The 15155-nt window shown below is 39.5% G+C and carries 9 protein-coding genes and 1 pseudogene; 6 read left to right on the top strand and 4 right to left on the bottom strand.

Translation table 11 applies throughout. From position 1 onward, the window contains the following. The first annotated feature begins 30 nt into the window (after positions 1–30). A complete protein-coding gene (locus tag AC1M9H_RS09910) occupies positions 31–990 on the top strand; it encodes a DUF6160 family protein (protein WP_481613291.1) in 960 nt (319 codons plus the stop codon). A 36-nt stretch (positions 991–1026) separates the two neighbouring features. On the opposite strand, the gene AC1M9H_RS09905 is transcribed toward AC1M9H_RS09910, so the two are convergent. The 4 genes from AC1M9H_RS09905 to AC1M9H_RS09890 form a co-directional block, all read right to left on the bottom strand. Then, positions 1027–2742, bottom strand: a complete 1716-nt coding sequence (locus AC1M9H_RS09905) for a proline--tRNA ligase (protein WP_481607740.1) — start codon at positions 2740–2742, stop codon at positions 1027–1029. A gap of 94 nt (positions 2743–2836) precedes the next feature. After that, positions 2837–5941 carry an efflux RND transporter permease subunit gene (locus AC1M9H_RS09900; protein WP_481613290.1) on the bottom strand — a complete coding sequence of 1035 codons (3105 nt, stop codon included), beginning with the start codon at positions 5939–5941 and terminating at the stop codon, positions 2837–2839. A 15-nt stretch (positions 5942–5956) separates the two neighbouring features. Beyond that, a complete protein-coding gene (locus AC1M9H_RS09895; protein WP_481613289.1) occupies positions 5957–7078 on the bottom strand; it encodes an efflux RND transporter periplasmic adaptor subunit in 1122 nt (373 codons plus the stop codon). A 34-nt stretch (positions 7079–7112) separates the two neighbouring features. Then, positions 7113–7685 (bottom strand): hypothetical protein, encoded by a 573-nt coding sequence (locus tag AC1M9H_RS09890; protein ID WP_481591663.1) that lies wholly within the window; start codon positions 7683–7685, stop codon positions 7113–7115. Positions 7686–8033: 348 nt separating this feature from the next. On the opposite strand from AC1M9H_RS09890, the gene pilG reads away from it, so the two are divergent. The 5 genes and pseudogenes from pilG to AC1M9H_RS09865 all read left to right on the top strand — a co-directional run bounded on the left by pilG (position 8034) and on the right by AC1M9H_RS09865 (position 15084). Continuing rightward, the gene (gene pilG, locus AC1M9H_RS09885; protein WP_481613288.1) at positions 8034–8420 is read left to right on the top strand and encodes a twitching motility response regulator PilG; all 387 of its coding nucleotides are present in this window, start codon (positions 8034–8036) and stop codon (positions 8418–8420) included. Positions 8421–8438: 18 nt separating this feature from the next. Beyond that, positions 8439–8813, top strand: a complete 375-nt coding sequence (locus tag AC1M9H_RS09880) for a response regulator (protein WP_035269071.1) — start codon at positions 8439–8441, stop codon at positions 8811–8813. Beyond that, positions 8810–9364, top strand: a complete 555-nt coding sequence (locus tag AC1M9H_RS09875) for a chemotaxis protein CheW (protein ID WP_481597658.1) — start codon at positions 8810–8812, stop codon at positions 9362–9364. Before AC1M9H_RS09880 ends, AC1M9H_RS09875 begins: the two co-directional genes overlap by 4 nt. 529 nt (positions 9365–9893) lie before the next feature. After that, positions 9894–11018: pseudogene (locus AC1M9H_RS09870) on the top strand (methyl-accepting chemotaxis protein); the annotation flags it as partial. 7 nt (positions 11019–11025) lie between these two features. Continuing rightward, positions 11026–15084, top strand: coding sequence for a hybrid sensor histidine kinase/response regulator (locus AC1M9H_RS09865; protein WP_481613287.1), 4059 nt, complete (start codon positions 11026–11028; stop codon positions 15082–15084). Positions 15085–15155: the final 71 nt, after the last annotated feature.

The following is a 15155-nucleotide window of genomic DNA, read 5'->3' as shown; positions in this document are numbered from 1 at the left end:
AGTAAATATGGAAAGTTGAGGGATAGACTCATGAATATGATAAAAACAAAACGATTCAGTTTACTTATTTTGACCACTGCGGTGGGATTCCCGTGTTTTGCTATGCAACCATTAGATGATCAGTCTCTTTCATCTACTACTGGTCAAGATGGGATCAGCATTGGTATTGGAATGGATAAGATCGAGTTCACACAGGCTGCGATCATTGATCAAGACGGAATTAAAGATCCAATATTAGGAAAAAATTATTCACAAGCAGCTGGCTTAGTGGTCGCAGGTCCAACTGGTAATCCAATTCAGGTTCAATTTTTAGGGCATACCCCTGGTTCGTCTACAATCAATGCAAAAATTGATACAGACGGAGGCAATGGCACGCCATTTGCCAATATAGGTATCACTTTTGCGGAGCAAATTACTGGGTTTAAATTGAGTCCATTCGCACTCTATATCGCCAGCAGTAATCAGGTGTCTAGTACTACGCAAACTAAATCGATTTATAATGATCTGAAGCAATTGGTGCCTGGCGTCGCTAAAATTTTAGAAATAGGCAGTACTGATCGAAACTTTGAAATTACATTAAATCAATCCCAACGTACTCAGATCAATGTTCAATTAGGCAATGTGCCACAAGGCTACATGGTCCAGTTTGGAGGCGCAATTCAATCAATCTGTGGCACAGGCTCAGGCTGTCCTATTGCATTCGTATCTGGTAATTCTTCTGCAAAATTCGATTTTCAGGCTAAAGCTACTGATCAAAACAATGGCTTTTCATTATCTGGTTTCCATGCAGGTGTTGCACCTTTAGGTATTTACATCGGAAATACAGGACAATCTAGTAAAATGAATGTTGGTCTCAACAATGTGATCTTGGGACGTGAGGGGGCGAGTAGTCCGACGGTCTTTAATGGTTTAGCGAATGGCTCAATGGGGAGCTTTGGGGCTATTGGTACATCTGTGAAAGATTTGAAAGTGAAGATCAACGGTCTATAAAAAATCCCGCGAATAGCGGGATTTTTTATGCTCAAATTATTGGGCGATTTTAGCGAGTATTTCTTCTTTACTCAGGTTGCTTGATTCAGTATCAGAACGACCTTTGTACTCAAAAGTACCAGCATCTAAACCTTTTTCACCGATAACAATACGGTGCGGAATACCTGTAATTTCGATATCGGAGAATTTAACGCCTGGTCGTTCATCTCGGTCATCTAAAAGCACGTCATAACCAGCAGCTTGAAGTTCTGTATAAAGTGCTTCAGCAGCCTCTACAGTACGAGGTGATTTATGAGCATTCATCGGAACGATTGCGACATGGAAAGGTGCAATAGCAGCAGGCCAAATAATTCCTTTTTCATCGTAATTTTGTTCAATGGCAGCCGCGACTACGCGAGTCACCCCAATTCCATAACAACCCATTGTTACAGTGAATGGTTTACCATCCTTACCTAATACTTTGCAGCCCAGAGCTTCAGAGTATTTTTGACCTAATTGGAAAATATGACCAACTTCAATACCACGTTTAATTTGAAGTACACCTTTACCATCTGGAGATGGATCACCCTCAACAACATTGCGAAGATCATAAACTTCAGTGAATTGAGCATCACGCTCCCAGTTCACACCCGTCGCATGTTTGTTTGCTTCGTTTGCACCTGCAACAAAATCAGACAAAACTGATGCTGCTCGGTCAACGATGACATTAATCCCTTTTTCGACTAAACCTTGAGGACCAACAAAACCAGCGGTTAAGCCTAAAGCACTCAGTTGTTCTTCAGTTGCAAATGCAAGTGGTGATGCAATCAGCGGATGTTTCTCAGCTTTGATTTCGTTTAGCTCATGGTCACCACGAAGGAACAGTGCCACGACAGGCGCAGTTTTACCTTCTTCAGCGACTCCTTGTACCAACAAAGCTTTGACAGACTGTTTTGCATCAGTACCTAAGAAAGCAGATACATCAGCTATAGTCTTTTGATTTGGAGTTTCAACAATTTTTAATTCTTGAGTTGGTGCAGCACGTTCACCTACAAGAATCGCTTCAGCCATTTCAATATTGGCTGCATAATCTGATTCAGTTGAGAATGCAATATCATCTTCACCGCTAGATGCCAATACATGGAATTCATGCGAACCTGAACCGCCAATTGAACCTGTATCCGCCTGAACTGGACGGAAGTCTAAACCTAAACGAGTAAAAATACGGCAATAGGCATCGTACATCGTGTCGTAAGTTTCTTGTAATGAAGCTTGATCTGCATGGAATGAGTAAGCATCTTTCATCACGAATTCACGAGAGCGCATAACGCCAAAACGAGGACGAACTTCATCACGGAATTTAGTTTGTACTTGGTAGAAATTAGCGGGTAATTGTTTATAACTTTTGAGTTCGTTACGCGCTAAATCAGTAATGACTTCTTCATGTGTAGGGCCGAGAACAAAAGGGTTGTTGTGACGGTCATTAAAGCGTAAAAGTTCTGGACCATATTGCACATAGCGACCAGATTCTTCCCATAAACTTGCCGGTTGGGTCACAGGCATCAATACTTGTAGTGAACCAGCACGGTCCATTTCTTCGCGAACAATCGCTTCGACTTTATTTAACACACGTACGCCCATTGGCAACCAAGAATATAATCCTGAAGCCAATTTACGAATCATACCCGCACGAAGCATCAGCTGATGAGAGATTACTTCAGCATCACTTGGGGTTTCTCTTAACGTTGCAAATAAAAAGCGACTCGCGCGCATGGAATTTGTCCTAATAATGAGCGTTAAAGCATAAGATTATACGATAAAAAATGAGGTGAGCATTTTGAATGACACCTCATGACAATTCTCTACATTATGACATGAATTTTCGTGTTTGACGTACCATAAAATTCTTAAAGTCATCTAAGTAGGTAAAGATAACGGGAACGACAACTAAGGTCAGCAGGGTAGAGGTAATGACGCCTCCAATGACAGCATGCGCCATCGGAGCACTTTGTTCACCTCCTTCACCCAAGCCTAATGCCAATGGCACCATACCCATGACCATCGCACTTGTGGTCATCAGAATGGGTCTCAGTCGTGTTTTACCTGCAGCAATAATGGCATCAAAACGTGTCTCACCGCGATCAATAGCTTTCTTAATAAAGTCAATGAGGAGAATCGCATTCTTGGTTACTAATCCCATTAACATGATGATGCCAATAATGGAAAATAAATTCATTGTTGAGTTAAATAAGAATAATGCAAGGAATACCCCGACCAATGACAATGGTAATGAGGCCATGATCGCCGCAGGATGAATAAAACTATTGAATTGAGAGCCTAAAACAATATAGATAAATACAATAGAAAGTGTAACAGCTGTAACAGCGTACCCAATCGATTCTTCCATATCTGCGTTTGCACCTTGTGTTTCAAAACCATAGCCGGTAGGCATCTCGAAGTTATCTTGCAATGCTTTAATATCTCGACCAATATCACCTGCAGGTCGACCTGAAGTATTGGCTTCAACCATGACTTCACGTGCTAAATCACGACGGTTGATTTGAGATGCACCATAACTTTCTTGTGTGCTTGTTACGCTTGAGAGCGGAACCAAGATAGGTTGATTATTCGCATCCACTTTTTGCGATTTTAAATATAAATTATTGATGTCACTTGGAAGCGTACGTTGATCTTCAGAGAGGCGCAAATTGACATCATAGGTTTCACCTTTTTCGTCTTTCCACGTCGTTACATCATCACCAGCAAGGAGAGGGCGGATCACATTGGCAATTTGGCTGACTGATAATCCTAAATCGTTTGCCAGTACACGATTTACATGCACTTCAAGGGTAGGTTTAGGCTCCTTGAGCGAGCTTTCTAAATCCACGACACCATCAATTTTTGCCATTTCCACCATGAAGCGATCAGAAATTTTTTGTAATTCATCTAGCTCAGGTCCTTTAATGGAAATCATGACAGGCTTTTGACCACCAGACACAGTTTCATCTGCTGAAGCAATAGAGGTGAGGGTAATACCCGCCACTGTTTGTAGTCGATCACGAAACTCATTGGTTAAATCAGTCAGTGTCTGAGAGCGCTCTTGGCGAGGACTCAAACTGACTCGGATGCTTACGTGGTTTTTCCCGCGATCAGTCACCCCATTAATAACGCCGTACGTTCCTTTAACTTCTGGATGCTGTCGAATAATAGATTCAACTTGTTTTAACTTTGCCTGAGAGTATTCGAGTGAAGCATCTACGGGTGTTTCAAATTTGATCCGAATTTCACCTTTGTCTGGAACAGGTACAAACTCTGTTCCCACCATTTTCGATAGCGCGAGCGCGCCAAACAGTGAAGCAACAGCAACGACAATTGTTAGAAAGCGGAATCTTAGTGCCAGTTTTAGCAGCTGCTCGTACACTTCATTTAATGAATCAAGTTTATTTGAGATCCCATTGAAGAAGCGTTTCAATGCGTTCGGTTTTTTATTTGGATGATGACGTTCAGCCCAGTGAGCTGAGAGCATTGGATCGAGCGTAAAACTGACAAACATTGAGATCAGTACGGCGGTACTCACTGTCACGCCAAATTGGTAGAAGAAACGACCGATAATACCGCCCATGAATGCAACTGGTAAGAACACCGCAACAATAGTCAAAGTGGTTGCGAGAACTGCCAGCCCAATTTCTTTGGTTCCATCTAAAGCAGCAGTCACATGATCTTTCCCCATATCAGCATGGCGGACAATGTTTTCACGTACCACAATTGCATCATCAATAAGAAGACCAATACTTAAAGACAGGGCAAGAAGAGTCATCATATTGATGGTAAAACCAAAAGCCCAAATGAACGTTAATGTACCAAGTAAGGCGATTGGCAGGGTAAGGCCTGTAATAATCGTCGATCTAAATGAACCTAAAAACAGTAGAACGATGACAACCGCAAGTACACCACCTTCAATAATTGTACGGGCAACATCACCAATACTTGCTCGTATGCCTCGAGATGTATCGACAACTACTTTCAATGTTGTCCCTTTTGGGAGTTGTTGTTCTATACGGTTTAGTGTTTTATAAGCCGCATCTACAACATCAATTACATTTGAATCAGAGCTTCTGAGAATATCCAACGCGACAGCATTTTGACCGTTAATGAAGGCACTCGACTCGAGTTCAGCTTGGCTGTCGTAAATTTCAGCTACTTGTTTTAAGTAGATTGGCGTGCCATTTTTACTCGCGACGATGAGATCCCCAAAGGATTGGGGATGAATTACTCTTGATTTAATTTCAACGACCAGCTCTGAATTTGACTGTTTGAGTGTGCCCCCAGGGACTTCAATGTTTTCGCCTTTTAGTGTGTTAATGACTTGATCAACGCCAACACCAAGACTTTGTAATTTTTGTGGATTAACTTCAATACGAATTTGACGCTGCGAGTCACCTAGCAGGTTAACTGTACCTACCCCACGAACAGTTCTCAATTGAGGAACAATTTTTTGATCTAAATAAGAGCTGAGCTCTCGGAGTGACATATTCTCAGACTCAAATACCACCGACATGATGGCACCTGCGGAAGGGTCATAGCGCTCAACAATAGGATCAGTAATTTCATCACGAAATTCAGCTGTCACTGGCGCAATTTTGTCTCGAATATCTTGAGCTGCAACGGTTGAAGGAACATCCAAATTAAACTCAGTGATAATTGTAGAGAGTCCTTCACTCGACTGCGATATCACTTGTTTAACACCTGAGATCGTATTGATCTGATCTTCCATCTTTTTGGTAATTTCAGATTCAACAGTTTCAGGAGAAGCACCTGGGTAAGTGGTATACACGACCACAAATGGGAAATCGACATCAGGGAATTCTTCAACTCCCATTCGTTGCCATGATGATAAGCCCAATACCATCAGGCATAGCATCATCATGATCGTAAAGACAGGATATTTCACACTGATTCGAGTTAACCACATAGTTCAGATCCTGTCTTACTTTGAAGCAATTGAGACTGTTTTATTTAAGTCATCATTATTAAACTTAATTCTACTGATGTAATCCGTTGGCTGAAGACCACTGATCATTGCAATATTCTCGTTGGGTTGTCGATCCAGAATTCGAATATTGGCTTTCTGAATTTTTTGATCACGGATAATCCACAGATAAGGTTTGTCATCTGCATCTTGAATAGTATCAAGAGGAACTTTTTGCCCCTGAATTTGTTTGTCATCTAAAATGAAACCTTCGACAAAAGCACCAATACTCAGTGAATTGATTGATTCATTTGGTTGAGCAAAAAACTCAACCTGACGACTGATTTGATCGGCCATTGGGGAAATGCGTGTTAACTTGGCAGTATAATTTTGGGTAGTCCCTTGAATTTTATATTCAATGTTGTTTCCAATGTTGAGCGCATGTTGAGATTCGACAGGGAGTTTTGCTTGAATTTCCAATTTCTGTGGATCTACGATTTCAAATAATGTTTGACCCATTGAAACGGTTTGACCAGGTTCGACTTGACGCTTGGTAATTACGCCAGAAATGGGGCTACGAATTAATCCATCAGCATCGGCTTTCAGTGCGATATCCACATTCGCTTGCTGAGCTCGTACAGTTTCGAGTTGAGCTTTATGCTCCACTTGACTTTGTTCATATTCAACCTTAGAAATAAATCCTTGATCATAAAGTCGTTTTTTTCGAGTAACCATATTTGCAGCTTGTTGTGCCTGCGCTTCTGCAGAAGCAAGATTAGCGCGAGCTTGTGCGAGTCGGGCTGCATTATCTTGATTATTTAAACGTACCAAGACTTGTCCTTTACTCACCCTTTCACCGACTTGTACAGAGACTTGACTAGCAGTGGCAGTCACTTGCGCTTGAATTGTACTTTGATTCACAGCGCGTATGGTGCCTGTGAAAGCAAATTTCAGATTTGAGACCCCATTTTCAACTTTGACTAAGTCCTGTTGTATTAATTCAATTTTTTGAGGGGTAGATGAGGTTGGCTGTACACTTTCGTCATTTTTTTGACAAGCGGCTAAAAGACAACTCGTACACAGCGTTCCTAATACGAGATATTTCTTAAACTGACTGCTGTGTCGAGTCGCATTCGGCATGTGATAATTCCTTTCCATTCAGACAAACTCTTCTTTATTCAAGAGTTTTTAAGCGCTTGATAATATTGTCGTATTGTGACTGAGTATTTCGATAGTTTGTTTGTAAAGATTCAATATTTTTTTGGATATTACTCATATTCTGTGCATTATAAGTGATTCGATCTTGTAAGTTTTTAGGGACAGGGTTCCCTTTCTTGATATAGGTCTGTTCCTGCTTTTTAAACAATATTCGATCTTGCTCCAGTTGTTGGTACTGTTGTTTTTGAAAGGTGATTTGTTGGTTGATGTTTTTCAACATATCATCACGTTTGTTCGCAGCCACTTTACTAGAACCGTAAGCGCGTTTTAAGCGTAAATCTTGTTCATGTTGTTTGGCTTGTTGCGTACGTACAGCACTTTGTTGCTGTTCTTTATCGGCATCATAAGGTCGATTTTTTTTAATCACTTGCATATTACGGTCAAGTGCTTCATAACCGTGACGAATATGCTCGGGTGTTACCGAGCTACTAATATTAGCTACGCCATTTTTATCATAATAACGATACCAAGACGGTTTGGTCACTGTGGTATTAGCAATTGCTTCACTGATACATAAACCAAATGTCATCATGATTACTAAGAATGTTTTATGATGAAGATGCTTTAACCCAATTCTTGATTTGTGCGAAAGATTAAACATTGGAATTGGCCCCCGTGATATCAATTCAATTTTTTAATTTTTGCTTTTAATAACAAGCATTTTATGTGGTTTTGGTAAATTTATAAATATAAACCGTTAAATAATTTACGCTTAATCTGATTCACCCTTAAATTCTCTGAAGCTTTGTGACACAATCTCTCCGCGAGTACTCAACTGCATTGAAAATCAATGTAATGTTATGTTAGAAAATAATGGTTATTCTCTAAATTAAGCGTTTCATTTTTCTTTAAATCTCATCTCAGGAAGGATCATTCAATGGATGATAATCTGCAAAATATTAAAGTGATGGTCATTGATGATTCAAAAACGATTCGTCGGACCGCAGAAACTTTATTACAGCGTGAAGGATATGACGTTTTAACTGCAGTAGATGGATTTGAAGCATTATCTAAAATTGCTGAAACTCGACCTGATATTATTTTTGTAGATATTATGATGCCGCGTTTAGATGGGTATCAAACGTGCGCATTGTTAAAAAACTCACAAAATTTCCAACATATTCCAGTGGTCATGTTATCCAGTAAAGATGGGATGTTTGATCAGGCAAAAGGACGAGTTGTTGGATCTGATGAATACCTCACGAAACCATTCAGTAAAGATGAGCTATTGAATGCGATTCGTAAACTTGTCGCTTCACGTTAAGTACTGGGAAAACAAAATATGACACGTATCTTAGTGGTAGATGACTCTCCAACAGAAATGTTTAGATTTAAAGAAATTCTGTCCAAAAATGGCTATGAAGTGCTAGAAGCAACCAATGGTGCAGATGGTGTTACCTTAGCGCAAGCAGAGCAACCAGATCTTGTACTTATGGATGTGGTGATGCCTGGTGTGAATGGATTTCAAGCGACGAGGCAAATTGCAAGAGCTGATGTAACGAAGCATATTCCAGTTGTCATTGTCAGTACCAAAGATCAGGATACGGATCGAATTTGGGGCAAAAGACAAGGCGCTGTCGACTACCTGATCAAACCTGTAGATGAATCAAGATTACTTGATGTCATTCAGCAATATTTAAATACAGGCACAGCATGATCATTCAAGATGAAAGTGATCAACAACACTGGTTAACGCAAGCCAGTAATGCTAATTCGGCTCAAGCAAATGAGTACCGTGATGTGCAAAATCAGGACCTCTGGTCTGGTGTATGTTTTAAAGTTGAGCAGCAGCAATTTATTACCCCACTTGGTGATATTGCGGAGGTTAGCCCTTTAATGAGCATTACCTCATTACCACTTACGCCGCCGTGGTATTTAGGTTTGGCGAATTTGCGAGGTCGAGTACTGTCCGTATTAGATCTAAAGCAATTTGCTTTGAGTAAATCAACACAATTACACGCTAATGTTAAAATTTTATGTTTTAACGTGGGGCAAGACTGTGTTGGATTGCTTGTGGATGAAGTCCTTGGTGTAAAACATTATAAGAATAATACCTATAGCACCAGTTCGGATTTGATCGCAGAACCATATAGATCGTTTTGCCAAGGTTATTTTCTCGATCATTCAACACCTGTAGCTGTGCTGATGATGAGTCTGCTATATGAGCATGATCGTCTAAAGCACATGTTCACATCAAATTCAATTTAATGTGTAGTCAGCAATAGTTTTTTGGGGGAGCTGAGTGAGTTTACGGTTAAAAAAGACCAGTCGGAATGTGAATGATTCAGATTCCAACACACAGGGATGGAAAGCTTCACTTAAGTTAAAACTTGAACAGTTTTCAGAGCTGTTTGGGCAATCTGCCCAAACGAAGTCTTATTTAATCATGGCTATTATTAGCCTCGTTTGTGCTTTTCTGATTTTATTGTTTCTTATGTTTAATCTCCCACGCACGGTAGAGCAAAGTCGTGGGGTGGGGGAACTGAAATATCTCAATCAAATGATGATTATTCAGACTCAACAGTTTGAGGATAATCCTACAGATTATACATTACAGATTCTCAAAAACTCTCAGCTTATTTTTAGTTCACAACTTGAAAATGTAAAATCAGTTTATTTTTATAGTCCGGCTTTAAATGAAGTAGATCGACTATGGTTAGAGTCTCAAAGCAATATCACGGAGTCTCAGTTACAAAAAATTCAAGTAGCCCTCAATGAAATTCGCACAGGTTCTACGTGGTTACTGATTTTACTGTCACTCTTATTGTTGATTAGTTTATCGAGCTTCACCTTTGCAGTGATTAAACTTTTTATTTTGAGAAGCCAAGAAGATCGTCTGCGTTTGATGGAGCTAGTGGATAAAGATAAGAAGAATCAAACGGCGATTTATCGGCTTTTAGATGAAATTGGGGATTTAGCTGAAGGCGATTTGACCAAATATGCTGCGGTTTCTGCAGATTTTACGGGGACAATCGCGGATTCAATTAATGTAGCGATTGATCATTTGCGTGATTTGGTGATGAGAATTAATCAGGCTTCTCAACAAGTTACCCAATATATTCATCAAACTCAGCACATGAGTTCACAATTGGCGCAATCTTCAGAGCTGCAAGCTCGTGAAATCCAAAATACATCGCTCGCCATTCATGACATGGCGGACTCAATTGATCACGTTTATGAAAATGCAGCGCAATCTGCAAAAGTTGCTCAGCGCGCTGTACTTATCGCAGCGAAGGGTGGGGAAGTGGTTGAACGATCAATAGATGGAATGGATCAAATACGAGGGCAGATTCAAGAAACATCTAAAAAAATTAAAAGGCTGGGTGAATCTACTCAAGAGATTGGAAACTTTGTTGCAACCATTGAAGACATTGCAGGGCAAACGCATCTGTTGGCTTTAAATGCAGCCATTCAAGCCGCAATGGCAGGCGATGCTGGACGAGGTTTCGCTAGTGTTGCTGATGAGGTGCAGCGTTTAGCTGAACGTTCAACTGCTGCGACCAAACATATTGAGATATTGGTAAAAAATATTCAATTAGATACGCATGAGGCCGTTCGCTCTATGGAGCAAACAACTTCTGAGGTGGTTAAGGGGACTGGACTTGCTCAAGATGCAGGAGCAGCACTTGCAGATATTCAGTTGATTTCAAAACAGTTGGCTCAACTGATTGCGAATATTTCAGCATCCTCAAAAGTTCAGTCAGCTGCTGCGGGTCAAATTGCGAAAACAATGTCGCTTGTGCAAGATGTCACACGAGAAAATCATGCTTCAACCTTAGATACTGCACAATCGATAGCAGAACTCACTCAAATGGCTGATTCTTTAAGGAAATCAGTTGCAAACTTTAAATTACCTGAGTGATTGAGCCATGAAAAATAATAATCCTAATAAAATACAATTATATCTTTCAGAAGCACTCTATCGTGCATATATAGATATGCAGCTTCCTCAGGATGAATCAAATTTTGAAGATGAGGAGCTTATTACCACCTTTGCTGAAGAGCTTAAGGAATTACTTCAAGAAATATCAGAAAATCTTCAAGTCTTATCGAATGATTTAGAACAGGTAAATATTTGGCAAGCATTGCGCCGTAATTTTCATACCTTAAAGGGTTCAGGTCGAATGCTTGGATTCAACTCAGTTTCTGAGCTTGCATGGACCGTTGAGACAATACTGAATATTAGGCTTGATCAGCAACGTTCATGGAGTCAACTGGTCCTTGAGTATGTTGAGCTGATCTCTCGTATATATCGATACATCATTGTGCCTAGTTTAACAGTGAAACAAGCGATTCAATTAGATGTTAAACCTCTATTGCTTTTAGGTCGGCAATTAGAACATTCAAATATCATAGATCAATCATTGCATCCTTTGTTGGCGATCAACGCTCATCTCACACAGCTAGATCTAGATTTCAGGATTGAATGTCATTGTTTGAATGACTCAAATTCACTCTCAGCAGCAGCCACAATTGAGAATACTCAAATATGGGATAACGAGGTTCTGCAAAGTTTTTATGCTGAAGCTTCAGAACAATTGAAATCCCTGCAAGATATGTTGGATAAATCCAATCAACAATTTCAGGTGGATACGCTTGCTCGTGTTGTCCATTCTCTCAGGGGGAGTTCTGCAATTGTTGGACTTGAGAAAATTGAAGTATTGAGTCAGTCATTCGAAAAAATAATACAACGTAATCCATCTCTTGATACCAACAATAAAGAATTGCAAGCGCTCACAACGCAGTATATTGATTTAATCCAGTATTACTTAGAAAGCTTGCAAACAACAGGTGACAACGTAACGAGACAACAACAGTTTCAGGCATTAGAGCATACTTTTTTAATCGCATTGAGAGACTTCTCAGAACAGATTACACAGAACGATCCAAATCTTGATCCGCAAGAGTTACTCAAGAAAATTGTAGATTTGGGTGTAGAAGATGTTTTCCTTATCGATACCTTTGTACAAGATGGTATTTCTAACCTCTTTAGCTCTACACGTACTACTGAACGTTCGAGCTTACTGAGTCAACAACTCAGTTCAATTGCTAAATTTGCCATTAAAGTTGATTTTGATCTCCTTCAAAAAATTTCAGAAATTTTGAGTTCAATTCACTTCAACATTGCAAGAGAACCGAATTCAATTGCCTACTCAAATGTCTACCGAGTTTTACAACAAGGGCATGAAAAACTCTTAGAAATATTTGATGAACTCGCTATAGGTCAATTTGCTCAAAATAATGAAGTTTCTCAGCAGCTATTAGGTGATTTAAAACAACTTAATCATGAATACTTCAGCTTTTCCAATCAATCGAATTGCATTTCCACTATAGAGCAGGAGAGCGAAGTATCTGCTCGCTCCTTAGATGAAACAATTCTGACATTACTCAATATAGATTACGCACTCAAAGATTCAGCGAAAGCAAAACAGGGCTTAGATCGCGAAGTAAGTGGTTTTTTTGTCGAGGAAGCGGAAGAAATCTTGTCTCAAATCGAAGACTTGTTCAATAGATGGTTAGAGTATCAAGAAGATGCTACGTGTATCCAAAAAATTATGCGGCAATTGCACACGTTGAAAGGTGGTGCATACATGTTGCAAGCAGATTACTTTGCAAATCTAATCCATGAGCTTGAATCTTTATATCTTCAACTCATTTCAGAGCAACAAATTGATATAAAAAGTTTCATTATTTTGATTAAAGCCTTACAGCAGGATTTGGTACGGCGTGTCAATATCATTAAAGTTGAGTCTGTCGATTATCCGGTGGAGCAGGCATCAAGGCTTATTCAGGGTTTAATTGAGCTTGGACATTTAAATCTTAAGGGTGGTGACTCGAAGCTGAACTTAGTACATTCGATGCAAAATGATATCACTCACCACATGTCTTCAGATTTTAGTATTCATTCAACTTTATCAGCGGACCTTGAAACCAATTTAAGTGATTTAGTCACTACGCATAATAATTCATCAAAGTTTGACTCTTCTTACATTCAGCAAAACTCACATCAGACTGAACCATCTAACGCTAATGAGAGTGTTTTACCGCCTCCAATGAGTGGTAATTTGCAAAAGTTTGTGCAATCTGCCGTAGCGAACGAGACACTTTCAGTCTCTACTGCTGTAATTGAAGCAACCCTTAATTTGATTGGGGAGGATTTGATTCAACGTTCGCAAGTTGAAGTAGAATTAAAATCATATCGGTCAAATTTGGTAGAAATGGATCAAACCATTCAGCGCCTTACTTCACAATTGAGACGGATGGAAGGGGAATTAGAATCCCAAATTTTATTACAACGTAGATCATATAATTCCGCCGAGCATGGATTTGATCCCTTAGAAATGGATCAATATTCATCACTTAATCAACTCTCAAAATCAATATCAGAGTCAACATCAGACTTGTTAGATATCAGAAACTCTCTGCATGAAAAGCTTCAATCTGCAGAAAGTATATTGATTCAGCAGGCAAGAATACAAAACAACATCCAACACTCGTTGATGCGTACTCGTGTCGTACCATTCAAGACGATACAAATGCGTCTTGAACGCTTATGCAAGCAACTTTCGATGAATCTGAATAAATCTGTTCAGTTACAGATTGAACATGCAGACATCGAATTAGATCGTAGTATTCTTGAAAAGTTGATCACCTCACTTGAGCATATTCTGCGTAATGCGATTGATCACGGAATTGAGTCAGCAGAACAGCGGTTGAAATTAAATAAACCTGAACAAGCAGTCATGCAACTGACACTGGTGAATCATCACAATGAGCTGAGTATTTTGATCAAGGATGATGGTCGAGGAATTGATTCACAAGAGATTAAGCAAAAAGCTGTTGAATTTGGTTGGCTCAATACTGAACGGGAATATTCTGAAACTGAACTATTACAATTGATTTTTAGACCAGGCTTTACCACTGCTGCAAAATTAACAACCGTTTCAGGACGTGGTGTCGGTTTAGATGTCGTTAAAAGTGAAATACAGGCACTGGGTGGGCATGTTCATGTTTCTTCGGAAAGAGGACAAGGAACTTGTTTTGAAATCAGAATTCCTAAATCTTCAATTATTACTGAAGCCTTGATGGTAAAAGTTGCGGACCAATTCTTTGCCTTACCGTTACATCAAATACAACGTGTTGAAATGATCGATAGACATGATTTAAATCACGCGAAACAACAGGGGCAGTTGTTGAGAGTGCATGAAGCAAGTTATCAATTAAACGATTTGGCTGACTTTGTATTGTTAAATCAACATATAAAAAGAAACTCACCATATTTAGAAACCCAAAAAGTTCCAGTGATTTTGGTGAATATGCACCAGTCTCAACCTGTGGCTTTATTCGTTGATGAAGTCTTAGGAACTAATTCACAAATTATTGTGAAACAGACTGGGAGGCTGATCCATAAAATTGATTATCTCAGCGGTGTAACCATTATGGGTAGTGGAGAAATTTGCCCAATTTTAAATGTAAATCGTGTGGTTCAATATCTCACTCAGCAGGATTGGTCTATACATCTAGAGTCGAAGCCCTCTAATTTAGAGCATGACAATGAAGCACCTACGATTTTAGTGGTTGATGATTCGGTCACAGTTCGAAAAGTGACATCTAAACTACTTGAGCGTTATGGTTACCAGATTGTCGCAGCTACAGATGGCATTGAAGCACTTGAATATTTACAGCATTCAACACCTGCCTTAATGTTAATTGATGTTGAAATGCCAAGAATGGATGGTTTTGAAGTGATGCAATGGCTGAGAAATCAACCACATTTGCAGAACTTACCTGTGGTTATGATCACTTCACGGGTGGGGGATAAGCATAAACAACATGCTCTTGAACTTGGTGTATCGGCTTATATGGGTAAACCTTTCCAAGAAGCAGTGTTGATTGAGCAGATCAATCAGCTTTTAAAACAGGATTGAAGTATTTTAAGCGAATTAAAAAAGGATGCATTCGCATCCTTTTTTATATTTCATTGCTCTTAAATTTTAAT

The sequence above is a fragment of the Acinetobacter sp. ANC_7512 genome, assembly GCF_056779935.1.
The sequence above is the reverse complement of the archived record's forward strand: the minus strand, read 5'-3'. Positions and strand labels throughout refer to the sequence as shown.